This is a genomic window from Enterococcus sp. S183_ASV_20 (assembly GCF_018919685.1).
Taxonomy (GTDB): Bacteria; Bacillota; Bacilli; order Lactobacillales; family Enterococcaceae; genus Enterococcus; species Enterococcus faecalis.
Genome location: NZ_JAHLRI010000014.1, coordinates 1 through 26,052 on the forward strand (window position 1 = coordinate 1; position 26,052 = coordinate 26,052).

Here is a 26,052-nt window from a genome sequence, read left to right on the forward strand (position 1 = left end):
CCACGATCTTCTGCTGCTTTTTGCATTTTTGTTACTAATAAACTTGTGCTCATTCCTGCGGAACAAACTAACATAATTGTTTTTTTTGCCATTTTCCTTCATCTCCTAAATTCTCTTTGTTTTACTTTACACCTTTATATAAGCAAGAAGCGTGCCAAGTTTTAACACATTGAAAACCTTGATATGACAACGTTTTTCAACATAGAAAGCGTGTACACACTAAAAATAAAACGATTACACACAGCTTTTTTGTGTGCGTTTCCAAAATAATAGGGCAACAAAAAAAAGTGAGCGATAAGTCGAAACGACTCATCGCTCACTTTCTAAAGCTGAAGAGAATCAACTGGACAAAAGCCGCTTTTTCCCTTTAAGCAGTTTCCATCATTTTAAGCATTTTATAAAACTGTTTCTTTTTAAAATAACTTAAAAAGATACCTAATACTGCGTCATTCAGTTTTTGTAACGCCCCATAAGAAACCATTGTTTCTGTATAACGCAGTTCACAGCTTTTTTCATCAATTGGCTGGAGCTCATACCGCACCGAGAAATCATTTTTAGTTGTGGATGTTCGAAATTGATAGGTCTTATTTTCTACAGCTTCTTCAATAACTATTTTCGCGCGACTATTTTTACTATATTCTTTGATGTATTCAAACTTACGCAACTGCTTTCTTGTAAGAGTTTTGCCTGTTTGCTTACGGATATCAAAAATAACAGAATTCATTAATTGCGTGTAAAATTCATCTGCTGAAATAGTTAATGTTTTCGTAATTTCCATTACCGTTTCACCTCATCCTTTGTCGCCTCTTCTTCAGCAACTTTTTTTCCTTTAAAAAACAAGTAACCACCAAGTCCAATGAAAAAAATCCCCGTTGTCAGACTTAATAAATCATAGTTTAAGGAGCTGGGATTCAACGAATACAAAACAATCAAGAAGCCAATACTACATAAAAATAATCCATTTCTAATCATTTTCATCCATCCTATCTTTTTAGACTACCGTTGCTTGGAAGTATAAAACGCCACCCCAAGGTTGTTCCTTAATCAGCTGTTTTGCAACTTGTGCAGCAGTTTCAGGGTCTCCTTCAACTTCAAAAAATAACTTAATACCATTCTTTTCTTTAAAAGTAAATGTTTCATTTTCCCCTTGATATGCCTCTAGTAAAGTAATAATTTCCTCTTGCTTCATTGCACTTGCAATCGAAATCATGCCGCTCGCTCCTTTCTATACAAGTAATTGCTGTTTTTATTGCCTATTGCTCACTTTCGCCTAATGCAGGATCCATTTTGTTAGCAGCGATAACAAACGGTGTCCAAATCAAGAAAGTGACTACCATACATACCAACGCTACGATTGGTGCGCGCCAGTCGGCACCTGTCGCTAAGAAAGATAATAGCAACGGCGGTGTCACCCATGCGACTTGTTGAGAAACTGGGGCGACTAGCCCAAGATACGTTGCAACCCAGCCAATTGTAGTAGCAACTAATGGCGCAATTACAAATGGAATAAACATAATTGGATTCAGAACAACTGGTAAACCAAACATAATCGGTTCATTGATATTAAAGATCCCAGGTCCTAATGATAATTTACCGACTGTTAAATAATCTGCTCGTTTGGAGAATAACAAGATTGCAATAATTAGGACGATTGTACCGCCTGAACCACCAAACCAAGCGAAAGCATCAAACGAACCACGGACCCACATGTAGGCTTTACCGTCGTCAATAGCGGCTAAAACCGCAGCTGTTCCTGTTTTTCCTTCATAACCTTTTTGGAAAATATCAATATTGATTAATTGTGCTTGTCCCCAAATGCCTTCAAGAACTGGTGCCAAAACGTTTGGCCCGTGGATACCAAAGAACCAGAAAATTTGAACAAAAACCGTTACGATTAACACAGCACCTAGTCCTTGTGATAACCCAAGGAACGGTTCCGCGATATATTTTTGAATTAAGTCAATTAATAATTGACCGCCTGAAAGTTTTGACACCGTAAAGTTAATAATTGCTACGACATACAATGCGATTGTTGCTGGTAAAATTGCCGCAAACGCTTTTGAAACTGCTGGTGGAACAGAATCAGGCATTTTTATTGTTAAATCCGCTTGCATTAATTTACAAAAAATAATAGTTGATAAAGCCCCCATAATCATCACCGTAAAGAAAGCGTTACCATTTAAATGATTAAGATTTAACCAACCCCATGGATTGACAGTCAATTGATTATTAGCAATTGACGCACCAATTTCTGCCCCATTAATTGCGTTGGCAATCTTTTCTGGCACTTTCACAGCTAATTCAGCTGTGTTATTTGGTGCAAAAGCAACACCTGAAATTAAGGTAGCTAAACTGACAATCCCACCAGCTAGCTCATTCACATTGTATGCTTTCGCTAAGTTATAGCCCCAAGAAAAAGCGAAAATCAAACCAGCGATAGCCAATGTACCATTCCAAACAAAACCATTAATCCCAATGATGACATTCAATACTGCAAAAATACCTTTGTCTGCTTCCAAACTTGCCGCATAAGTTGAGACAAACTCTTGGGGAAGATCTCGAATAATTGCGTTAATCATTACGGCGACTGATCCAGCCATTGTCGCAGGTAATGTACCAATAAAAGCATCCCTTAGTGCCACCAGATGTTTCTGTGCACCAATTTTTGCGGCAGTTGGTAAGATATATTTTTCCATCCATGCCATTAATCCGTTCATTTTTATTCCTCCTGTATCCATTTATATTTATTAAAAAGGCAGTAGCCTCATTAAACGAATGAATCGAGCGTACAAAATAAAACCTTTGGTAACATGCACTATCCTTATTTGCTATTCACTTTTCTTAAACGTTTTAATTCCTTATCCCATTAATGAGATTGCTTGATCTAAAACTTTTTCGCCATTCATCATGCCATAGTCTGCCATGTTAATTACATCTAAAGGAATCCCTTTTGGCTGTAATTTTTGTTCAAATTGCCCTTTCATGAAACGAACTTGTGGACCTAAAAGTAAAACATTCACCTCTTTATTTTCCAAGTTTGTATCTGCTTCAGAAGCCGATACTGCAAAGATGTCTGCTTCCATGCCACGATCTTCTGCTGCTTTTTGCATTTTTGTTACTAATAAACTTGTGCTCATTCCTGCGGAACAAACTAACATAATTGTTTTTTTTGCCATTTTTTCTTCATCTCCTTAAAAGTTATGACGTTATACACTTTATTTATAGCAATAATTGTGCCAAGTTTTTTCCTTATTAAAATGCTGATATAACAGCTTTCACCATCAAAAAAAGCGTGTACACACTAAAAGAAAACGCTTACACACATGAAATTGTGTGTAACTTACAAAAAGAAAACATCAAGAAAAAAGAGAGCGTTTTCTCATTTCTTGATGTTTTTTTATTTATTATTGTTTACTTTTAATTTCATTTTCTAAAAACATTTGGGTAACATGCGCAACTTCCGCTTCTGGAATCGTCACACGATACGCCCGTTCAATTAACATAAAATTCGTGCGTACGACATCGATTTCTAAACGATGTGTTTTAACATATTCCGCTAAGTTTGGAAAAGTTCTTGCTTCTTCTCCTTTAATTAAAGCATCTACCAGAAAAGCCAAATGAATCATGATTCCGGCATCCACCCCTGGTTCAACAATAATATGCATGTCTGTTTGTATTTGATGAACTGTTTTTTGTAACATGAGAATTAATTTTTGTAAGGAGTCCACAGAAGTAATGACGCCACTTAGTGAATGAACAATTGTATCAATCGCCACTTCATCACTAGCAATCCGTTTCAGTACATTTAATTTTTCATCATCAAAAATATCATAGACGGAAAAGAAGGGAATATTTTGATATTCAACATCCACAGTGCCCGCAATGGCCTTAATTTCATATTCTTCCATCAAGTTGTCGATATGCTTTTTAAATGTTTCTCGTTCAATAAATTGCATTTGAATCAGTTCCACTTTTGTTTCATCAATAACTGGTAAGATTCGTTGGTATAGTTTTGCGGCGACCCCTTCTCCTGTAAAGCACGTCACGATTACTGCTTTTTTTACGTTTTGACGTTTTTGCAGACTAGAGCGAAATTGTTCTCTCACAACGCTTTCAAAAGAAAGTTGAATATTTTGGTAAATGTCCTCTAAACTTCGTCCCACGCTTGCCATTCGAATAGCTTCTAAGACAATCATTGTGCTCGTCATTGTAATCGCCTTTGTTCGGATACCTGTTTCTTCAAACAACATATTTCCAAACGAATTTAATGAACCCATATCAGTCAGTAATAAAATCCCATTATTTAACGATTCTTTTTGCGTAATTACTTGGTTTCGTAATTGTTCATACATTGTTTGAACTTCCATCGTTAACGGCATATTCATCGCTGTTCCGATTGACGTTCCTAAAAGTTCTTGGGCGGTTTTCAACATACTTGAGGCAGTAGAATCCCCATGCATTAAGACGAACACACCAACATTATTTTCTGGAGTTCTTTCTTCTTTACCGACATTAATAGATAAAAACATACTAATAAAGCCAATTTCATCGAAAGGAATCTCTATGTTGTTCTCTTCTTCAATAATAGAAGATAAATCTAAGGCTACTTGAAATTCTTTTTTCATGTTTTTACGGACATTATTTAAATCAGGATGGACAATCACGTGACCTTCTTTGACACGTTCAATCGTACTTTGTAAATGAAGCGCAAAGGCAAAGCGTGCTGTTTCATTGTACGTGTGTTCCAAACGCTCTTCTGCGATATCATAAAGACGATTCGTTAAGTCCCAAATAGCTTCTGGTAGTAACTCCTTATGTAAAGAATGTTGGGTTAATTCTTCGACATAATTTTTAAAATACGCATTCATATCTTTAGAAATCAATTCTTCTAAATCAACATTTTCTAAGTCTGCTTCGGACAAATCAGCGACTTTTTCTTCGATTTCATTGTAAACTTGCATGTCTCTAGCTGGATCTTGCGACCAAACAATTTTGTTGGTACCTGGCTGGAAAGATAAATAATTACTTTTACTATCGACAAATTGATCCAAGCGCTCAGGCACTTCTTTAATTTTTAATAATCCTTTTTGGACAGGTAACGACAAATCCCGTTTACGGATAACCAAGTGTTCTAAATTGTGCGTCCGATAATAAAGAAATGACTTAGCACAAACTAATTTTAAGTCCCGCTTCACCTGACCAATATTTCCTTCTGCATCGTATAACATGAACGCCAAAACTGCTTCGCGTTCGATATCAATTTGTTGGCCCAAACGTGTTGCCTCTTGCTGAATAAATAACGAAATGATGGCATAACGCTCATCTAGCGTCCGTGCATCTAAAGATGGTAATGTAATCGACATCGGAATCCGCCGATTAAAAGTGGTTAAAAAGTTTTCTGAGGATTCCGTTGTCGCACCAATAATTTGAACAGAGGCTTCATAGGTTTGACCACTTTCTCCTAATGGACGGTACACGCCTTTATCAATAAACGTAAAGAGCATTTCTTGACCTTCTGGCGGTAAGCGATGAATTTCATCTAAAAAGAGAATCCCGCCATCTGCTTTTGCCATTAAGCCTGGACTATCTTCATTCGCACCAGTATAGGCGCCTTTTTTTACGCCAAAGATATGACCAAATAATAATTGTGGGTTTTGTGCATAATCAGCACAATTAAAAGAGACAAAAGGGGCATCTTCATCTAAGGTTTTTGAATCAATGGCAAAACGGTACATACATTCAGCAAAAAGAGATTTCCCTGTTCCTGTTTTCCCAAAGATAATCGTATGCAAACCTCTTGGTGGATATAAAATAGCCGCCTTGGCCTGCTGAATACTCACTTTTAAAGAATCATTGGCACCTACTAATGTGTCAAAACTAACAGAGGTGGACTCATCTACATGGACTTGTTCTCCTTCATTGATTGTTGGCACTGAATAGATAACAGGACGTCCAGTACTTCTAGTAATTTTCTTTTCTTTGAATAATTCATTTAAATAACGGCTGGCATTACTGCGATCAATCATTAACTGTTCTGCTACCGCTCCTGCCGTTAAGCCAGTTTCATTTTTTTGAAGTAACGCTAAGATTTCTTCCTTCCGAGATTTCATGGAATCCTCCTCGATACAACGTTCTGCTTGAAGCTCGTAAAGCGTTATTTCTTCGCTTTACGAGCTCCTTTGTTTTTCGTGTTTTTCTTTTTGTTTTTCTTCTTTTTGCGTGTTTCTTGTGGTTCTTTGACAACAGAATTTACTGTTTCTGGTTTTCTTTCTTTCGTACTCTTTTTTTCTGAATACGTATCTTTGACTACGTTCTTTTTTTCTAGTTCATCTTTGGCTTTTGGCTGTTCATGAAGTGCACCATCATATAAAAAGATTTCCTGATAGGGAATGGCCAATTGTTTCATCAAACGTTGATAATCCCTTTTGGTGCCATCGTTGATAAACGTAATCACTGCCCCTTGTGCACCCATCCGGCCAACGCGACCAGAACGATGAATATAGCTCTCTTCGGTTAAAGGAACATCTACGTTTACGACGTAAGGGACCCCTGTGAAATCTAAGCCCCGTGCCGCAATATCCGTGGTTAGTAACAACTTCACTCGTTCTGCTTTAAATTGATCGATCGCCAATTTACGCAACTGTTTACTTTGATCTGAAGCCAGACCAATAGCTGGCACATTCTCATAAACTAATTTTTCTTCTGCTGCACCTAAATCAGCAACTTGATTGAAAAAGACCATGCTTCTGAATGCTTCTGTATGGGCCAAACGACGTAAGTAATCAGCTTTTTTTCTTGGTGCTAACCGAATAAAGTAGTGGGCGACTTGACCTGCTGAAGTATCTTCTTCCGTCACATCAATCACCTGTAATTTTTGGCTTAAAGATTGCGCTTGATTCACGACACGATCAGCAGTCGCTGAATAAAAAACAAGTTGGTATTCGGTTGGTGTGTGTGTCAAAATTTGTTTGGTTAAACTTAGCTCTTCCTCTTGGAAAAGTTGATCAACTTCATCCATTACAATTGTTTTTAACAACTGAGCTTTGACTTTTTTATTCTTCATTAACTCTAAAATTCGACCTGGTGTTCCGATTAACACTTCGGGACGTTTTTTTAACTTGTCAATCTGGCGTGAAACATTTGCCCCGCCGATTAACGTTTGAACCGTTAATTGAAGTGGCTTAGCCCAAGTCCGAGCAACTTCAGCAATTTGCATAGCTAATTCTTGAGACGGAGCAATAATCAACAATTGATTTCCCTGTCCTTTTTCAACAGTTAAGAGTAAAGGCAGCATGTAAGCAAGTGTTTTTCCAGTTCCTGTCGGCGAAATTCCTAAAACATTTTCTCCTTCGCGAAGGGGCGTAAAACTTTTTTCTTGAATTGTTGATGGTTCGTTAAAGCCAGAAGCTTGCCACTGTTCTTGCCAAGCCTCTGGAAGTTGTTCTAAAAATCTCATATTGTTCCTTTCCTATCGCTTAATTCTTATTTATCAGCATCAAAAATAATGCCGGCACTATGACGTAAATCAGTGACTACTTTATTGACATTTCGAGCAAGCTCAACCCATTCTTCATACTTGGTGCCCCAATACTTATCTGTTGGGTTATTTAAAACTGCTGCAAAATCACGGGCTTCTTCAATCATTGGATTATCGGCTACTTGAATATCTAAGACATCACGTTCTTCATGTGCGCGATCATGGTACTCAGCCGAAGAAATAGCATTGACACTATCTAAAATCAAGGTCCCGTTTTCAAAGTAAATTTCGGATGGCGCAAAAGAATCACTAATTTTTCCAGTGTTTAACGTCACGTCAAACTGATCATAACGTAAAATAATTGTTCCTAAGCCATCGACACCTGTCGCAATTTTACTAGCAAAATAATGGCTTTCGTTTGGTACGCCAAACCAGCCCAAGGCTGCATAAACTAAATAAACGCCTAAATCTGCTAAGGCTCCCCCAGAAAAATGAGGAGAAAAAATATTTGGCTCTTTGCCTTCTAATACTTGATCATAGCGAGAAGAATATTTCATATACGTAAAATTCGCACCTAAAATTTGGTTTTTTAATGGCAATAATTCAGCAATTTTTTGGAAACTTTGCTCATGAATATTACGGGCCGCTTCAAAGAAATACACACGATTTTTATTCGCTAATTCAATAATTTCTGCCATCTCATCAGGTGTTGAAAAAGCTGGTTTTTCAACAATTACATTTTTTTTCGCTAAAATTGCTTGTTTCGCTTGTTCAAAATGTAATGAATTTGGTGAGGCAATATAAACCGTATCCATATGTGCAATACCAAAAAACGTCTCTAAATCAATTGCATATTCCACATCCCCATAGCGAGAACCAAATTCTTGTGCCGTTGCTAGTTTCCGAGAATAAACAGCCGTTAAATCATACGCACCCGTTTCTAAAGCTGCTGCAACAAATTGATGACTAATCCAATTGGTACCAATTACGCCTAAATGTATCATAATCAAAAACCTCCATTTTTTGTTTATTTACTCTCTTTATAATAGTAATCTCTCGTACAAAAGTCACGTAATTACCCTGCCTTAAAGCGCTAGGAGTTCTTCAAGTTATTTATTAGGATCATCAAATGCCTGTAATAAATCAAAGGTTACCTGTGACTTAAGTTCAATCGTTGCTGGTGTTACGTGGCAATTGTAAGCAAGGACTTGCACACCTTGATCAATTGCAGCACCCAGATTTTCAGCAAAGGCAGGTTGCATCTCTTGGTGAATCGTTGCTTGCTTAATTTCTTCAAATTGGACCACAAACAAAATGTAACAGCGGTAACCCGCTTTAGTTGCAGCCATTAGTTCAGTGACATGCTTCAAGCCACGAAGTGTTGGCGCGTCAGGAAAAGCACCGATGCCTTTATTTTCTAAAGTCATGCCTTTCACTTCGACAAAAGCTTGTTCGTCCGCATCCGTTTCCACTAGAAAATCAAATTTTGAATGTGCAAATCGTTGCTCACGTTTAACAGTTTGGATCGTACCAACTAAACCAGGAAGCACAATTTGACCATTTTTTAACGCTTCATTGACTAATGTATTCGGTACTTGACTATCAATATTAATCCAAAAAGAACCTTTTTTTACTGCAATCAAATCGTAATCTGTTTTTCTTTTAGGCGATGGTTGATAACTAAGCGCCACAATAGCACCTGGTAAAAAAACTTCTTTCCCTCTGCCAGTATTTTTGACATGTGTGACCACTTCTTCATTCGTTTCCATTAAACGACAGTGTGCAATAAACCGATTGGGTCGTTCGATAAAATAAGCAAGTTGGACATTCGGGTACTTCATACACAGACTTCCTTTCTTACACACTATACCATAAAAAAACAAGGAAAAGTATAGACCAAAACCAACAATTTTACTATCTTGTGTCAATCATTAAATATTTGTCAATTCTCAGCGATTTAGTCGAATATTTTAGACAAGTTCTATATAATAAAGGTAACTAAGACGAATAAATGAAAATGAAGGTTAGGAGGAATTTCTTTGAAAAAACATTGGACTTTCTTGGTTGGTGCATCTTTACTTACTGGATTAGCAGGCTCTATCCTCTGGAAAAAAAATAAACAGCTCCCTTCCCCACAGGAGCTTCAACACAACTATACTGGGCATTGGTGGTTTGTAGACGTGAAGAAAGCCACGCAACACACCTTGGAAATCACCTCATCTTTCAATGTTTTCATTGATGGCAAACAAACGCATGCCTTGCTTGTTGAATTAACCCCTAAACGCTTAGTTATCTTAGACAAGTTAGGTTACCATTTAATCATTCAATGTGAAAATGGTGTCCCTGCAACGCTTTACGATGAAGCCGACGATGAAACCTACACACTAGAACGGGCCATTTACAATTAATAAATCACCCACGACACATAAAATGAAGTATGTGCGGTGGGTGATTTATTTTTTTACATCCCTTGCAAAAGCATTCAGAAAGTTTTCTTACAACTTGAATATTATTAAATAGTCAAATGCGCCTTTTTCTGATAAACTTAGGATGATGTTTTTTTGAAAGGATGAGCCCCTATGACACCAAATCGCGAAGACTATTTAAAATTAATTTTTGAATTAGGTGGCGACGAAGTTAAAGTGAATAATAAACAAATTGTTTCTGGACTCGATGTTTCGGCAGCTTCGGTTAGTGAGATGATTTCAAAGTTAGTAAAAGAAGATTTGGTTGAGCATTCTCCTTATCAAGGGGTACAATTAACTGAAAAAGGCTTAAAAAAAGCGAGTACGTTAATTCGCAAACACCGAATCTGGGAAGTCTTTTTAGTAGAGCACTTAAATTACACTTGGAATGATGTGCACGAAGAGGCAGAAGTTTTAGAACATGTCACTTCACAGACGCTTGTGAACCGTTTAGCGGATTATTTAAATCATCCAGAATTTTGTCCACACGGTGGTGTTATTCCCGAAGATAATCAACCCATTCATGAGGAGAAACGCCAAACGTTAACAGACTACCCTGTTGGCACAAAAATTCGGATTGCACGTGTCTTAGACGAAAAAGAATTACTGGATTATTTAGTTTCCATTGATTTAAATATTCAAGAAGAATATACGATTAAAGAAATTGCTGCATATGAAGGACCAATCACCATTTATAATGAAAACAAAGAATTATCCGTCAGCTTTAAAGCAGCAAACACAATTTTTGTTGAGCCGTTGATTAGAGAAAGTGAGGAAAACTAATGAATGAAAAAGTAGCATTATTTACTATTTTCGGGGGGACAGGTGATCTTGCCAAACGCAAATTGTATCCTTCCCTGTTCCGCTTATATAAAAAAGGATTATTAGCTGAGCGTTTTGCGGTGATTGGTACCGCACGTCGGGAATGGACAGACGAATACTATCGTGAAATCGTTCGTGAAACCATTCAAGACTTAAATCCCACGGCCGAAGAGGTGACTGAATTTTCTAGTCATTTCTATTACCAATCACATAATGTGAATGATACGGAACATTATAATACCTTAAAAGAATTATCTGATCGCCTAAATGAACAATACCACTTAGAAGGCAATCACATTTACTATCTAGCTATGGCCCCTCAATTCTTTGGAACCATTGTTAATCACTTGAAATCACAACATATTATTTCGGAAGAAGGCTTTGATCGTCTAATTATCGAAAAGCCATTTGGTTCTGATTATGAATCTGCCTACGAATTAAATGAAGAAATTCGTGCTGCATTTCCTGAACAAGATATTTTCCGAATTGACCATTACTTAGGCAAAGAAATGATCCAAAATATTTCAGCCATTCGTTTTGCCAATAATATTTTTGAATCACAATGGAACAATCGTTACATTGATAATGTCCAAATCACCTTCGCTGAAAGCTTAGGTGTCGAGGATCGTGGCGGCTATTATGACCACAGTGGCGCACTAAAAGATATGGTTCAAAATCATATTTTACAAGTCGTTGCATTGCTTTCTATGGAGCCTCCTGTTGCTTTTTCTGAAAAAGAAATTCGGACTGAAAAAGTAAAAGCTTTACGTGCCATCCGCCTTTATTCTGAAGAAGAAGCCCTTCAAAATTTCGTGCGTGGACAATACGGCGAAGGTCAGCTAGCTGATCAAACATTTGCAGCCTATCGTGATGAACCGAATGTGGCAGAAACTTCATCCACTGAAACTTTTGTTGCTGGTAAATTTTTAATTGATAATTTCCGTTGGTCTGGCGTCCCTTTCTATGTTCGCACAGGTAAACGATTAACTGAAAAAGGCACACGTATTAACATCGTCTTTAAACAAGTACCTATTAATGTCTTCAAAGATGATACGTGTGAAGAATGCGATAAAACCGATTTACCACCGAATGTTTTAACTATCTATATCCAACCAACTGAAGGATTTTCATTAACCTTAAATGGAAAAGAAATCGGTCAAGGGTTCAATACAACTCCAGTGAAACTTGATTTCCGTCAAAGTGCTGAAATGACTGAAAATAGTCCAGAAGCATACGAAAAACTTCTATTAGACTGCCTAAATGGCGATAGTACAAACTTCTCTCATTGGGACGAAGTTGCCCAATCTTGGCGCATTGTTGACATTATTCGACATGCTTGGGATAAAACAGACGTTTCTTTCCCTAATTATGCCGCTGGCACAATGGGCCCGCAAGCTGCCTTCGACTTATTAGAAAAAGATGGCTTTACTTGGGAATGGCAACCAGATAACTGGTACCGTGACCGCGGTCAACTTGATCAATAAATAAGCCAAAAAAGATCCGCTAGTCGTTAACTAGCGGATCTTTTTTCTTGTTTATTCGAATCCTTCAGCAACCGCTTCTGGATAATTTTCTTCAACAATGTGTGCGCAACGGCCACAAAGTGTTGGTAATTTTTCATCTGAGCCGACATCTTGACGAACGGAACGACAACGGTCACACGTTTCGCCTTCTGCTTTTTCAACTAAAATAGCCATGTCTTCAAATTGAACAGCTTCACTAGGTGCTACTTCTTTTGATACTTCAAAGTCGGAAACAATTAGTAATTGAGCAATATCTGCATCAACAGCTGTCATTAATTGACGAATTTGTTCATTTGGATAAACGGTCACTTTGGCTTCTAACGATTTACCGATTAATTTAGAATGACGAGCTTCTTCCAACGCTTTTAAGACATTGTCACGGAAATCCATAAAGGCTGCCCATGTATCCATCAATTCTTCTTCATTAGTAAACGTTTCGTAACCTGGGAATTCAGCTAATTGCACATACTCTTCTTCTTCTTGTAAGAAACTCCAAATTTCTTCCGCTGTATGTGGAATAATTGGTGTCAATAATTTTGTTAATGAAACCAATGTTTGATAGAAAACAGTCTGCATACAACGACGTTGATAATCGTTTTCTGCTTCAATATAAACGACATCTTTCGCAAAGTCTAAATAGAAAGAAGATAAATCTACCGTTAAGAAGTTCATAACTGTCCGATAAATATGCATAAAATTATATTTTTCATAACCATTTTCACGGATTTCTTGAATGACTTGATTTAAACGAACCGTCATGTATTTATCTACAGAACGTAAATCAGCATAAGCTACAGTATGCTCAGCTGGATTAAAATCACTCGTATTCGCTAACAAGAAACGCATAGTATTACGGATTTTCCGGTACACTTCAGATACTTGGTTTAAGATATCCATTGAGACACGCACATCAGCTTCCGCGTCAACACTACTTACCCACAAGCGTAAGATATCTGCCCCCATTTGGTTAATAACTTTTTCAGGTAAGATGGTATTGCCTAACGATTTACTCATCTTACGGCCTTCGCCATCGAGAACCATCCCTTGAGAAATGATTGATTTATAAGGCGCTACCCCATTGATAGCAACACTTGTTGTAATACTTGAGTTAAACCAACCACGATATTGGTCAGAACCTTCTAAATACATATCTGCTGGGAAAGTTAACTCTTCTCTTTCTCGTAAAACTCCTTCATGTGAAGAACCTGAGTCAAACCAAACGTCCATGATATCTGTTTCTTTGGTAAACTCGCCATTTGGTGAACCTGGATGTGTAAAGCCTGCTGGTAGTAACTCTTTTGCTTCACGCATAAACCAGATATTTGATCCATGTTCTGCAAATAAATTCGCTACATGTTCAATTGTTTCTGGCGTAATGATGGCTTCCCCATTTTCAGCATAGAAGATCGGTAATGGTACACCCCACGCTCTTTGGCGAGAAATTACCCAATCACCACGGTCACGAATCATATTATACAAACGTGTTTTTCCCCAAGGAATTAGCCAGTCAACTTTCTCAACTTCATCTAAAATATCTTGACGGAATTTAGAGATTGAAGCAAACCATTGTGGCGTTGCACGGTAGATAACTGGTTTTTTGGTACGCCAATCATGTGGATAACTATGCGTAAAGAAATCTAATTTTAATAACGCGCCTTTTTCTTCTAATAACTCAGTAATCATTGGATTCGCTTTGTCATAGAAAATTCCTTCAAAACCAGGTGCTTCATCTGTAAAGACCCCACGACTGTCAACAGGAGAAATAACAGGTAAATCATATTTACGGCTAACGATATAGTCATCTTCACCATGTCCTGGTGCGGTATGAACTAAGCCAGTTCCGGCATCTAGCGTCACGTGGTCGCCTAGCATAACAAGTGATGTTCGATCATAGAATGGATGTTGAGCTGTCATACGATCTAATTTTTCACCAGAAAATTCTCGCAAGACTTCTACTTCTTCCCAACCAATCGCTTCTTTAACTGTTGCTAATAAATCTTTAGCAATTACAAATTTACGACCGTCTGCCTTCACTTCAACATACGTAAAATCAGGATTAACTGAAATACCTAAGTTGGCTGGTAATGTCCAAGGGGTTGTCGTCCAGATGACGAAGGCTGTCTCGTTATCTAAAAGACCTTTACCATCGGCCACATTAAAAGCTACGTAAATAGAAGGTGATTTTACATCTTTGTATTCAATTTCTGCTTCTGCTAAAGAAGATTCACTTGAAGGAGACCAATAAATTGGTTTTAAGCCTTTATAAATATAGCCTTTTTCTGCCATTTTACCAAAAACACGAATTTCTGCTGCTTCATACTCTGGATCTAACGTAATATATGGATGTTCCCAATCGCCTGACACACCTAAACGTTTAAAATCGTTACGTTGTTTATCGACTTGTGATAAGGCATACTCTTTACATTTTTCGCGATACTCAGCGACAGTCATTTCTTTACGTTTAACCCCTTTATTGGTTAACACTTGCTCAATTGGTAAACCATGGGTATCCCAACCAGGCACATAAGGAGAACGGAAACCAGACATTGATTTTGAACGAATAATAATATCTTTACTGATTTTATTCAAAGAATGTCCTAAATGAATATTTCCGTTTGCATACGGAGGGCCATCATGTAAAACAAAGGTTGGTTTTCCTTCGTTTAATTTTTGACGTTGTTCATATAAGCCTTTTTCTTCCCAGTCTTTTTGCCATTCTGCTTCACGGTTTGGCAAGTTCCCACGCATTGGAAAAGCTGTTTTTCCTAATTGCAATGTTTCTTTCATTTTCATATGCATTTGCCTCGCTTTCATTTTATCGATTTAATTGTGTTAGTTCATACTAAAGATGAACGATAGCTGATAAAAGTAGATAAAAAAAGAGTACTCCATCCCAAGGGACGAAGTACTCGTGTTACCACCCAAATTCAAAGTAGAGTTGCCCCTACTTTCTCTGAAATTGATAACGGTAATTATCCGGCAGTTCCTACTCAAGTGTTCAGAACTGCATCTAGGATAGAGGATCTGTTTAATGCCAGTGTCTGTCAAACTTTCACTATCATTGACTCGCTGCTAAGAATAAACATTAAACGTTCTGTTCTATCTATTTTGATTCTTCTTCAATTGTTTCTTCAGTGACTTCAATTACAGGCTTTTTTTCTACTACAGCATCTGTGTTCTCTTCAGAGTTTACAACAGTTTCATTTTCGTTGTCAAGGTCTTGTTCATCAAGAATTTCCTTAACTGCTGTATGTTTGTCTCCGACATAACTAGAAAAAGGCTTTAAAATCTCTTCCCACTCTTCACTCTTCACTTGCTCTAATTGAGTTTCAAGCATTAAGCTTAAGCGTTGATGGAAGACACGTGTTTTCTTCTTCAAGTCTTCTGTTTCCCCAGCTAATTGGCGAGCACGTTCAATTGCTTCTGCTAAGATTTGTGTTGATTTCGCTTCAGCATCTGCAATCATTGCATTTGATTTACGTTCAGCTTCTACCAAGGTTTCTTTGGCTTGGTTATCTGCCGAAGTGATAATCATTTCTGATTCTTTGTTGGCACTTGATTTCACTTTATCAGCGGTATCTTGTGCAACAATAATTGATTGGTTCAATGCATCTTTCAATTCATTGAAGTATTGTAATTTTTCTTCTGCGTGTTTTAATGATTTCTCAAGTTCACGATTTTTTTGTAATGCATCTTCATAATCACGTGTGACTTGATCTAAAAAGTCATCTACATCGTCTTGGTTATAGCCTCTCATTTTTGTTGAGAAGTCTTTGTTTTGAATATCTAATGGAGTTAATGCCATATTCCTTCACCTCTTTGGATTATTTTTGTAAAACCCCTTATGAACACATTCTCATACTAATCCTGAAATAGCAAATATCTTACTTTTTTTATTATACACAACTTCGTCTGAATGAACAGCCAAAATGGTTTTCTTAAACAAAAGTTCGAGATTATTTTCTCAATACCCCTAAGAGGACACTAAATTTTTCTTTCTTTGTTTTTCCTTCTAATTCTTGAATCTGAAGGCGCCCAAATCCCCGTATCGAAACAATATCTAATAAGTCTAAAGCAAAATCTGGTCGTGTCGTTTCTGTCCAATTGACTTTTACTTTACCAGATTCGATCAATTGTTTTGATCGCTGCCTTGAAATATTAAATACGGCGGAAATCACACTATCCAGCCGCAAAGAGCTCATAGTCGTTCGCTCTTCCTGCCAACCATCCTTCGGTATCAAAATTTGTGTATAATCACGCTCTTCTAAACGAACAGTAATTTTACCAATTTTGTCGACTTGGTTAACAACGAAGCCAGCTACTTCTTGTGCTATAAAAACCTGCCACTTATCACCATCGGAAATAATATCTCCAAAGGCTTCCCTACGAACCCCAACATTCATCAAGGTGCCTAAAATTTTCCCATGAGATAATGTCGCAAATTTAGATGGATAAATAATTTCAAATAATACAACACCAAAATCTGTCTCTTCTGGTATGTAATACGCTGGATAAATCAAGCAGCGTTTTCGTTCTGCTTGCTCATAACCACCATAAAAAGTAAACGATAAATCACTGTTTTGTCGAATCAACGTTTCCAAAATATACGCCTGTCTAGGATCAAGAAAGTCTGTCAAATAAGGCGCGTATTGCATCTCCACTTGCTCTAGCCAATCCCCGACAGTGTCAATAAAAGGATGTTCATCTTTGCGGAAATGTTGATACACATTTGCGTTCATAGATAAATCATCCTTTCTAAAAGTTATTAATAAACAATAGCTCGTAAAATGACTGCTAAGCCACCCGCTGCTAGGTTAAGGACAATAATCCCTACCATTACGTTAAATCCAACCATTCCAATCCTTAAATTCAAACGGTCAAACAAACTTAAGTATGGTTCACAAATTCTAGAGAGCAAACGCCCGAAAGCAGAATCATATGCTCCTGGAAACCATGAAAGTAGCGCGTAAATCACTAGTAATCCTGAATAGATTTGAACGCCTTTGTATAATAGAGTAATCAGTGTTGCGATAATAACACCTCCCTAAGGCTTAGAAATCAAAGAATTGTTTGTTGGCTAAAGATTGTGCTGTCGCACTATCAATTTCCATATTCGCTGGTGTGCATAAGAAGATTTCATTGCCAACGCGCTGAATATCTCCGTCTAAAGCATACACAGTACCAGTTAAGAAATCAACGATGCGTCGTGCTTGGTCTTCTTCTACTAATGTAAAATTAACTAGCACAGCTTCTTCAGCAAATAAATGTTTCGCAATGCTCATTGCTTCTGAATACACACGTGGTTCAATAATAGTAATTTTATGTGTTTTTGCATTGGCGGTGCTTTCTTGTGCTCGTCTTGTATTCGTAGTCGCTGATTGATTAGAACTACGCATAGAAACCACTTTTTTCTCTGTGTAAGCAGCTTGTTGTGTGTCTCTTTCTTGATGCGCTTCAGCAGAACGATAGCGTGCAAAAGGTTTTTCAACTACAGGCTCACTTTGTTGTGTATAAGCTGGCTGATTGTAACTTTCCTGTTGTTGAACAGGGCGTTGTGGTTTAGGCCGAGCTGCACGACGCGGTGGTTCATTAACTGCTTTGCGCTCTTCATATTCTTCGTAGTTATCATAATAATCATCTTCTTCGCCAGATAAGCCAAAAAAGCTCGATAACGCATCCTTGTTAAAAATTGACATAAATTCCTCTCCTTTACGCATCTCTGAATAACGCTGTTCCGATTCGTATAAAAGTTGCACCTTCTTCAACTGCGATTGGGAAATCGTTACTCATTCCCATGCTAAGTTCTGTACAAGGAGCAAAAGATAAATGTTTCTCATTTACGGTCATTTGCAGCTCTTTTAATTCTCTAAATGTTGCATGTAATACTTCTTCACTTGCCCCAAAAGGTGCCATAGTCATTAGACCGACGATTTGAATTTTGTCCAAATCAGCAAGTTCTTGAATGAAAGGTAAGACGTCTTCTTTACGAAAGCCGTGCTTGCTTTCTTCCCCAGTTATATTCACTTCAACAAAACAACGAATAACTTTCGTTGCTCTTTTTTGAATTTCTTTGGCTAGACTCAGACTATCTAATGCATGAAAATAATCTATCTCATTAATAATTAATTTTACCTTCCTACGTTGTAAATTACCAATTAAATGCCACTGAATATCATTAAATTTTTCCAATCCAGCTTTCTTTTCTAGTAACTTATCTACTCGGTTTTCAGCTAAATTCTGGACACCAAGCTGAACAAGCTCTGCTGCTTCCTCAATTCCTACTGATTTAGTGACGCCAATCATTGTCACATCAGCAACAGAGCGCTGTGAGCTTTTGCATGCTAGCTGAAGTTGATTATTAATATTTGTTAAGTTTTCAGCTATCATTTCTAATCGATGCTCCTTATCGTTTTCTGCGGAAAAATGGTGGCGTACTTAATTCGTCATCATTGTGATTTGGTTCTTCACGGTGGAATGTGTCAAATTCTTTTTTGTCTACTTGTTCTAATGAAGATTCATCAACTTTTGGACGTGTATTTTGTTCTCTGCGAATATCCCAATCGCCAAAAGCACTTGCTTCTTCTTGTGATTTTGGTTGATCCATTTCCACAGACTGAGTTGTTTGTTGCATTGGTTGAACCGCTTGTCTGGTTTGACGGTGCGGTTTTCTATCCTTTTTTGATTCATCAATACCTGTAGCGATTACTGTTACACGAATTTCGTCGCCTAAATCTTCGTTAATTGATGTACCTAGGATGATGTTCACATCACCTGAAGCAGCATTTGTAACGATATCTGAAGCATCTTGCGCTTCAAACAAGGTCATATCTAAGCCACCAGTAATGTTTAATAAGACTTGTTCCGCACCATCGATTGATGTTTCTAACAATGGTGAAGAAATAGCTTTTTTCGTTGCTTCAATTACGCGTTCTTCGCCGCTCGCTACACCAATTCCCATTAAAGCTGTTCCTTGGTTTTCCATCACTGTTTTCACGTCAGCAAAGTCCAAGTTTACGTAACCTGGCGCAGTGATTAAATCTGAAATTCCTTGAACACCTTGACGTAATACATTATCAGCTTCTCTAAATGCTTCAAGCATTGGCGTTTTCTTGTCAACGACTTCTAATAAGCGGTTGTTTGAGATAATTAGTAGTGTATCAACGTTTTCTTTTAATAAGGCAATTCCTTCAGCGGCAAAACGACCACGTTTTGGACCTTCAAAACTAAATGGACGAGTTACTACACCAACTGTTAAAGCGCCTAATTCTTTAGAGATTTTTGCAACTACTGGGGCAGCACCTGTACCAGTTCCGCCACCCATACCAGCAGTAATGAAAATCATATCCGCGCCTTGTAATGATTCTGAAATCACTTGTTCACTTTCTTCTGCAGCTTTTTGGCCAACTTCAGGTTGTGAACCGGCACCTAAACCACGAGTGTATTTAGGGCCTAATTGAATCACTGTTTCTGCTTTTGAATGTTTTAATGCTTGAACGTCTGTATTGGCTGTGATAAATTCCACGCCTTTAACGTTTTCTTCGATCATACGGTTTACAGCGTTTCCGCCGCCGCCACCTACACCGATAACTTTAATGACTGCACCGTTGTTAATGTTATTGTCTAATGAAAATTCCATGATATCGTATCCTCCTGTTTGTGTGATTAGTCGAAAATGTTCGAGAAGAAGTCTTTGATTTTGCCTGTCACTTTTTCACCAGACTCACGTTCGTTGAATTCTTCGTATTCTTCTTGAGGCTGTTCAGCATATGTGTCATAGCGAACTTCTTGTTGGACAGCGACTGATTGTGCTGGTTTCGATTTTTCACCAGGGATTGCATATTTGGCAATGTGATAAATATCGTTTAGTTGCGCTGAATATTCCACAATGCTAATGACATTAGCAAAGACTGGGTTACGTAAGCCCATGTGATTTGGTACGTATAGTTTTACGTTGGCTTCAAAAATCTCTTGCGCCAAATCGACAATACCTGGCATACTAGCGGCGCCACCAGTTAACACAACGCCTCCAGGTAATTCAAACGCATCAATTTCATCCAGAACTTCTTTTGATTTTCTCAAAATTTGTTCCACACGCGCTTCAATAATTTCTGAAAGGTAACGTTCGTCCACTCTTACAGGCTCTGACTTACCGATAACATCAACAGGAAACTCTTCGTTTGCTGAAGTTCTTTCTGGATAAGCATCCCCATAATTAATTTTTAAGGCTTCGGCGTTGTTAAAAGAAGTATTCAATACGATTGAGATATCTTTCGTGATGAACTCGCCGCCTTCTTGGTTAACATGAGTAAATTTCAATTGTTTGTCGTGGATAACAGATGTCGTTGTTTGACCGCCACCCATATCAATGACAATTGTTCCAAAGTCTTTTTCGCCATCTGTTAGAATTGTTTCTGTTAAAGCAAGCGGTGTAATCACTAATTCGTTAATTCCTAAGCCAGCTTTTTCAACACATTTACGGATGTTATGGATGATTGTTTTTGGTCCAGTATAGACAACGCCAAACATCTCCATGCGAACGCCAAGCATTCCACGTGGGTCTTTGATGCCTTCAAAGCCGTCGACGGTAAAGTCTTGCGGTAAGATTGCAACAATTTGACGTTCAGGAGGAGTTGAACGAACCAAAGCTGCAGATGCGACGTTGCGCACATCCTCATCTGTAATTTCTTTTGATTCACTGCTAACAGCTATCATTCCTTGACAGCTTTCTACTTCTAATAAATTCGCTGGTAATCCAACATTTACGCTTTTAATTTGAATGCCGGCTTTTTCTTCGGCTTGTCGAACGGCCCGTTGGATTGCTTGAACTGTTTGATCAATATCGACGACAATCCCTCGATTCAAACCGTCTGATTTTGCATTTCCAACGCCGATGATGTTCATTTGACCTTCAATATATTCAGCGACAACTACTTTGACAGAAGTTGTACCAATATCGAGGCCTACATACATTCCTGTTTTTGCCATGAACGGAATTCCTCCTCCTATTAATTCCAATATCTAAGCGGACAAAGGCGTCCGTTTAACTATCTCTTTTTTAGTATTATTCACTTCTTCCAATTTTACCATAAAAATGGGGGTTTTAGAAAGCAGATTATACGAATTTGTTCGTTAATTTTTGAAACATTTTTGTAAAAAACTTATTCTGCTTGTTGCACTTCTTGATTTTCTCCATTTGTCGGCGTACCGTTATTCGCTTCATCCGTTGCTACGCCTGCATTTGGGTCCACAACTTCTTGATTTTCAACCGCTGAATCTTCGGAAACTTCACTGCCCGTTTCTTCACTTTCTTTTTCATACGGATAAGAAAAAATGCCGACTTCCATATCAACGATTCCAGGTTTGTCCATTTGCTCGGCTACTTGTGAATAATAAGCCATTTTTTCACTTAAATCAGAAATATTAACAATCACTCGATTTCCATCATTCATATAGACATTAATCAAGTCTTTATTGGTTTTTGATGGTGCATATTTAATTTCTGAAATTCCTTGTTTAATTTCTTGAGGTAATTTGTTGTAAGAGGCCATTAATTCAGGGATTAATTTATCCTCTTTGAAATTCTCAAAAATTGGTTTGCCACTTTCAGCAGCTTTGGTGGTTTCCGCCAAAGTTTTACCATTCTCTAAAATCGGATGATAGCCGCCTTTAGTCGCAGCAAGAGCGACAATTTGATACTCTTGAATATCAATTTTAAATGAATTAATACCATTTAACTTAATGTTCGCCTTTTTTATAATTGGAAACTTTTTCTGAATATTTGCAGAAAAATAATTTCTATTTGAATACTGCTCCCATAAGCCACTGCCCGTTTCAAGTTTTGACTGCTGAATAATCGCTTGACTCTCCACACTTTTGTTACCTGAAACTGTTACTTCACTCAATCGACTAAGAGGCGAAACAAAATACAATGCCACTAAAATGGCTGTCCCTAAACAAGTTAAAATAAAGGCTAAACGCCTATATAAGCGCTTGTTCCGTGTTTTCTTAACGTTCGGTAAACGATCTGCAAAATGCTCCTCTTCTTCCACTGTTTCTTGTGGAAGATGTTGTTGAGGCTCTTCTTGACTTTGTTCTTGTAAAGTGATGGTGACTTCTGCTTGTTCGTTTTCACCTTTTGAAGCAGCTTCTTCCGCTTGCTTCTTCAAATATTCTTGGTTTTGTTTTTGCCAAGGTGTCAGTTCAGGTTGAGACTCTTCCGATTTTTTTGGAGGTAATGGTTTTCTTTTTTTGAATATATCGTTCTCGTTACTAATCTTCCACACCTCCTATCTCAGACTAACGTTTTCACAACTTGATACAAACGATCACTTGCATCTGGGATGCCTTCCCCTTTGGACGCCGTTGCCATCTGTTGTCTTTTTTCATTGTTTAATAAAATATCATCAATTGCCGCAACTAAACGAGCGCCGGTCAATTCTGCATCTGGAATCATTTCAACAGCACCAACTTTTACTAAGCTTTGCGCGTTTTTCGTTTGATGATCATTCGTGACGTAAGGACTCGGAATTAAAATTGCTGGTAATCCTAATGCGGTGAACTCCGCAATTGAGGTTGCTCCTGCACGTCCCACCATTAAATCGGTATTAGCCATCACTTCAACCATTTTATCAATATACGGTTGCACACTTATGTTTGTCAATTTCTTTTCAGAAAGCTTTAGACTTTCTTGAAGTTCCTGATAATATCTTTCTCCTGAAGCGTATAAAACTTGATACTCTCTCTCTTCAAACAAAGGAAAGGCCTGTTCAAACGCTTGATTGATTTTCAAGGCGCCACGACTTCCGCCAAATAAAACCACCGTTTTCTTTGCTGGATCCAAGCCAAACTCTGATAAAATAGCTGACTTTTCCACCGTTACGACTTCTTGTCCCCGTGGGTTCCCTGTTAAAATTGTTTTTTCTTTCGGGAAAAAACTAGCAACATCTGGAAAACAAATCGCAATTTTATCCACATAACGACTTAAAAATTTATTTGTCATTCCAGGGATACTATTTTGTTCATGAATAATTGTCGGTATTTTTAATTGGTGGGCCGCATAAACTACTGCACCAGAAACATAACCGCCTGTACCAATGACCACATCTGGTTGAAATTCACGAATAATTTTTTTTGCTTTATTAATGCTTGTTAAAAATAAATAAATTGTTTTAAAATTTTGAGGACTTAGCGAACGCTTGAATCCTTGAATTTTAATCGTTTTAAATGGAATTTTCGCCTTTGGCACAATTTGACTTTCTAGACCATTTTCTGTTCCCACATACAAGAATTCTGTTGCAGGTGCTTCTTTTTTGACGTGTTCGACGAAGGATAACGCAGGATAGATATGCCCACCTGTGCCACCACCAGTTACTAGTATCTTCATTTTCTCACATTTCACTTTCTTTTAATTGTTGAACAGCTTGCATAAAGGCTTCCCCGCGTACTTCAAAATTCGGGTATTGGTCCCAACTTGCGCAAGCAGGTGATAGTAAAATAGTATCATCTTTTTCCGAATAATCAAAGGCAATGGTAACCGCCGTTTGAACATTTTCAGCAAATAAAATTGTTTCAATGTTCGCTTTTTTAGCAGCTTCCGCCAATTTTTCTTTGGTTTCTCCAAATAAAACAATTGCTTTGAGTCCCAGCAGAGCAGGAACCAATTCATCAAATGAGTTACCGCGATCCAAGCCACCTGCAAGTAAAAGTAGCTTTTGGTTTTCAAACCCACTTAACGCCATCTCTGTAGCTAAAATATTGGTTGCTTTTGAATCGTTATAAAAACGTCTTTGCTGAACTTCGCCAACAAATTGCGTTCGATGGGGAACGCCCGAAAAGTTTTTCAAAGTTTGTCTAATCTGAACATTCGATACATTTTTTAATTTAGCTACACAAATCGCTGCGAGTGCATTTTCAATATTGTGACTACCAGGAATCCCTAGCTCATCAGCGGGCATAATATATTCTTCATTGAAATATAATTTCCCATCTAAAAGATAAGCCCCTTCTACTGCTTCTTTCGTTGAAAAAGGCAATACGTTGGCAGCTGTGGTTTTAGCTAACGTTTGAAGCTCTACTTGATTCCAATTTAAAATCAAGGTGTCCTCTGCGGTCATGTTTTTTTGAATGGCCCATTTTGCAGCAACATATTCTTTCCGCGAACCATGATAATCCAAGTGTGCCTCAAAAATATTTGTAATTACTGCAATTTGTGGGTGAAACGTCTCAATTCCCATTAACTGAAAACTAGAAAGTTCCATCACAAGATCATCCTTGGCTGTTGCTTCTTGAGCCACCGTACTCGCTGGAAAACCAATATTTCCCGCCAAACGTGCCTCACCAGCCGTTCTGTCAGCATTTAGCAGTAAACCAATCATCGTGGTCGTGGTTGTTTTACCATTGGTGCCCGTAATGCCGACAATTGGACATTCGGCAATTTGACCTGCTAATTCCACCTCAGTTATGATAGGAATTTTCCGAGTTAGTGCTTCTGCCACAAGTGGGTTTGTATAAGGAATGCCAGGATTTTTAACAATTAGTTCAAATTCTTCATCCAACAATTCAATTGGATGCCCCCCTGTAACAACACGAATACCCAAGGTTAATAAATCTTGGGCGTCAGGGTTTTGATCAAATTGTTTTGCGTCATTAACGGTAACGAGCGCACCTAACTCATGTAAGAGTTTCGCTGCGCTGACACCACTTTTAGCTAGTCCTAAAACCAACACTTTTTTGTTTTGATAGGTTGTTATTTTTTTCATTGTCAATTTCCCCTTTGATAGATTAGAAAAGAATCCATAATGTGATTCCTGAACAGATTAAACCGACAGACCAAAAGACAAAATCAATTTTCCATTCAGACCAACCACACATTTCAAAATGGTGATGAATTGGTGACATTTTAAAAATCCGTCGACCAAATAATTTAAATGAAGCAACTTGTAAAATAACACTTGCTGTTTCACAAACGTAGACAAGTCCAATTAAAAGTAGCGTCCATTCTTGATGCAAAATAATTGAAATTGCTGCTAACAATCCACCTAATGCTAATGAACCAACATCACCCATGAAGATTTTTGCTGGTTTTCTATTATAAGGGAAAAAGCCAATCAGCCCACCAATCACACTTAGGCAGATAATCACAACATCAAATTGTTGTTGTTTCCAGGCAATAATTGCATAAGTACCAAATGAAATTGTTCCTAAACCAGCAACTAAGCCGTCAATCCCATCTGTCAAATTCACGGCATTAGAAAAACCGACTAACCAAAAAATAATAAACACGCCATAAAAAATACCTAACGGAACTTCTGCTAATCCAAACAAATCTAAGGTGTCTGAAAAGCCTTCACTTCGATAAACAAAGTAGAAAACCAACCCACCAAAAATTTGACCAATTAATTTTTGACGAGAATTCAAGCCCATATTCCGTTTTTTAAAGACTTTAATGAAATCATCTAAATAACCTAGCAAACCGTATAATACTAAAATAAATAGAATAATTAGTAGAGACGGCGTAAATTGGTGGAAGAACAACCCCATTGCTAGCGAAGTAATCAAGCTGGCTACAAGGAAAACGACTCCCCCCATTGTAGGGGTACCTGTTTTCACGCTATGCCAAGTTGGGCCATCTTCACGAGTAACCTGCCCTTGTTTTTTCATTTGAAAATAGCCAATGAATAGTGGCATTACGCTCACTGTAATGGCAAAACTCACCACTATGGGAATAAAAATCTGTGTCCACTCCATGTTATCTCTCCTAATTATT

General features: G+C 37.8%; 23 protein-coding genes and 2 pseudogenes. 3 read left to right on the forward strand and 22 right to left on the reverse strand.

Annotated elements, in window-relative coordinates:
• From KQI94_RS06800 to sfsA, 10 genes and pseudogenes are all read right to left on the reverse strand, one after another.
• Positions 1-92 (reverse strand): annotated as a pseudogene (locus KQI94_RS06800) (PTS sugar transporter subunit IIB); the annotation flags it as partial.
• Between the two features lie 275 nt (positions 93-367).
• Positions 368-778 (reverse strand): DUF3284 domain-containing protein, encoded by a 411-nt coding sequence (locus KQI94_RS06805; protein WP_002355917.1) that lies wholly within the window; start codon positions 776-778, stop codon positions 368-370.
• A complete protein-coding gene (locus KQI94_RS06810; protein ID WP_002355916.1) occupies positions 778-978 on the reverse strand; it encodes a DUF3188 domain-containing protein in 201 nt (66 codons plus the stop codon). The genes KQI94_RS06805 and KQI94_RS06810 overlap by 1 nt, the downstream gene beginning before the upstream one ends.
• Positions 979-991: 13 nt before the next feature.
• The gene (locus tag KQI94_RS06815; RefSeq protein WP_002355915.1) at positions 992-1,210 is read right to left on the reverse strand and encodes a hypothetical protein; all 219 of its coding nucleotides are present in this window, start codon (positions 1,208-1,210) and stop codon (positions 992-994) included.
• Positions 1,211-1,253: 43 nt separating this feature from the next.
• Entirely contained in the window at positions 1,254-2,717 is a 1,464-nt protein-coding gene (locus KQI94_RS06820) for a PTS sugar transporter subunit IIC (protein ID WP_002364646.1), read from the reverse strand.
• Between the two features lie 141 nt (positions 2,718-2,858).
• A complete protein-coding gene (locus KQI94_RS06825) occupies positions 2,859-3,176 on the reverse strand; it encodes a PTS sugar transporter subunit IIB (RefSeq protein WP_002355913.1) in 318 nt (105 codons plus the stop codon).
• 228 nt (positions 3,177-3,404) lie between these two features.
• Positions 3,405-6,110, reverse strand: coding sequence for a sigma-54-dependent transcriptional regulator (locus KQI94_RS06830; protein ID WP_002355912.1), 2,706 nt, complete (start codon positions 6,108-6,110; stop codon positions 3,405-3,407).
• A gap of 44 nt (positions 6,111-6,154) precedes the next feature.
• The gene (locus tag KQI94_RS06835; protein ID WP_002355911.1) at positions 6,155-7,456 is read right to left on the reverse strand and encodes a DEAD/DEAH box helicase; all 1,302 of its coding nucleotides are present in this window, start codon (positions 7,454-7,456) and stop codon (positions 6,155-6,157) included.
• Positions 7,457-7,482: 26 nt separating this feature from the next.
• Positions 7,483-8,481 carry a Gfo/Idh/MocA family oxidoreductase gene (locus KQI94_RS06840; RefSeq protein WP_002355910.1) on the reverse strand — a complete coding sequence of 333 codons (999 nt, stop codon included), beginning with the start codon at positions 8,479-8,481 and terminating at the stop codon, positions 7,483-7,485.
• Between the two features lie 105 nt (positions 8,482-8,586).
• Complete coding sequence (gene sfsA, locus KQI94_RS06845; protein WP_002368247.1) at positions 8,587-9,318, reverse strand: DNA/RNA nuclease SfsA; 732 nt, start codon at positions 9,316-9,318, stop codon at positions 8,587-8,589.
• Positions 9,319-9,516: 198 nt separating this feature from the next.
• Between sfsA and KQI94_RS06850 the strand changes: the two genes are divergently transcribed.
• From KQI94_RS06850 to zwf, 3 genes are all read left to right on the forward strand, one after another.
• Positions 9,517-9,885 carry a DUF4828 domain-containing protein gene (locus KQI94_RS06850; RefSeq protein ID WP_002355908.1) on the forward strand — a complete coding sequence of 123 codons (369 nt, stop codon included), beginning with the start codon at positions 9,517-9,519 and terminating at the stop codon, positions 9,883-9,885.
• 171 nt (positions 9,886-10,056) lie between these two features.
• Positions 10,057-10,725 (forward strand): metal-dependent transcriptional regulator, encoded by a 669-nt coding sequence (locus KQI94_RS06855; protein ID WP_002358896.1) that lies wholly within the window; start codon positions 10,057-10,059, stop codon positions 10,723-10,725.
• Entirely contained in the window at positions 10,725-12,248 is a 1,524-nt protein-coding gene (zwf, locus tag KQI94_RS06860) for a glucose-6-phosphate dehydrogenase (protein ID WP_002368245.1), read from the forward strand. The genes KQI94_RS06855 and zwf overlap by 1 nt, the downstream gene beginning before the upstream one ends.
• Positions 12,249-12,299: 51 nt before the next feature.
• Here zwf and ileS read toward each other — a convergent pair whose 3' ends face one another.
• The 12 genes and pseudogenes from ileS to mraY form a co-directional block, all read right to left on the reverse strand.
• Positions 12,300-15,080, reverse strand: a complete 2,781-nt coding sequence (gene ileS / locus KQI94_RS06865) for an isoleucine--tRNA ligase (RefSeq protein WP_010712188.1) — start codon at positions 15,078-15,080, stop codon at positions 12,300-12,302.
• A gap of 388 nt (positions 15,081-15,468) precedes the next feature.
• Positions 15,469-16,092: pseudogene (gene divIVA / locus KQI94_RS06870) on the reverse strand (cell division protein DivIVA); the annotation flags it as partial.
• Between the two features lie 151 nt (positions 16,093-16,243).
• Positions 16,244-17,026, reverse strand: a complete 783-nt coding sequence (locus tag KQI94_RS06875; RefSeq protein WP_216454347.1) for an RNA-binding protein — start codon at positions 17,024-17,026, stop codon at positions 16,244-16,246.
• Between the two features lie 26 nt (positions 17,027-17,052).
• Positions 17,053-17,310 carry a YggT family protein gene (locus KQI94_RS06880; protein ID WP_002355902.1) on the reverse strand — a complete coding sequence of 86 codons (258 nt, stop codon included), beginning with the start codon at positions 17,308-17,310 and terminating at the stop codon, positions 17,053-17,055.
• Between the two features lie 28 nt (positions 17,311-17,338).
• A complete protein-coding gene (locus KQI94_RS06885; RefSeq protein ID WP_002368243.1) occupies positions 17,339-17,983 on the reverse strand; it encodes a cell division protein SepF in 645 nt (214 codons plus the stop codon).
• Positions 17,984-17,996: 13 nt separating this feature from the next.
• Positions 17,997-18,674 carry a YggS family pyridoxal phosphate-dependent enzyme gene (locus tag KQI94_RS06890; RefSeq protein ID WP_002358890.1) on the reverse strand — a complete coding sequence of 226 codons (678 nt, stop codon included), beginning with the start codon at positions 18,672-18,674 and terminating at the stop codon, positions 17,997-17,999.
• Positions 18,675-18,690: 16 nt separating this feature from the next.
• A complete protein-coding gene (gene ftsZ, locus KQI94_RS06895; protein WP_002368242.1) occupies positions 18,691-19,923 on the reverse strand; it encodes a cell division protein FtsZ in 1,233 nt (410 codons plus the stop codon).
• 26 nt (positions 19,924-19,949) lie between these two features.
• Entirely contained in the window at positions 19,950-21,272 is a 1,323-nt protein-coding gene (gene ftsA / locus KQI94_RS06900; RefSeq protein WP_002355898.1) for a cell division protein FtsA, read from the reverse strand.
• Positions 21,273-21,445: 173 nt separating this feature from the next.
• The gene (locus KQI94_RS06905; protein WP_002368241.1) at positions 21,446-22,570 is read right to left on the reverse strand and encodes a cell division protein FtsQ/DivIB; all 1,125 of its coding nucleotides are present in this window, start codon (positions 22,568-22,570) and stop codon (positions 21,446-21,448) included.
• Between the two features lie 8 nt (positions 22,571-22,578).
• The gene (gene murG, locus KQI94_RS06910) at positions 22,579-23,670 is read right to left on the reverse strand and encodes an undecaprenyldiphospho-muramoylpentapeptide beta-N-acetylglucosaminyltransferase (RefSeq protein WP_002355896.1); all 1,092 of its coding nucleotides are present in this window, start codon (positions 23,668-23,670) and stop codon (positions 22,579-22,581) included.
• A 4-nt stretch (positions 23,671-23,674) separates the two neighbouring features.
• The gene (gene murD / locus KQI94_RS06915) at positions 23,675-25,045 is read right to left on the reverse strand and encodes a UDP-N-acetylmuramoyl-L-alanine--D-glutamate ligase (RefSeq protein ID WP_002368239.1); all 1,371 of its coding nucleotides are present in this window, start codon (positions 25,043-25,045) and stop codon (positions 23,675-23,677) included.
• 22 nt (positions 25,046-25,067) lie between these two features.
• Positions 25,068-26,033, reverse strand: a complete 966-nt coding sequence (gene mraY, locus KQI94_RS06920) for a phospho-N-acetylmuramoyl-pentapeptide-transferase (RefSeq protein WP_002368238.1) — start codon at positions 26,031-26,033, stop codon at positions 25,068-25,070.
• Positions 26,034-26,052: the final 19 nt, after the last annotated feature.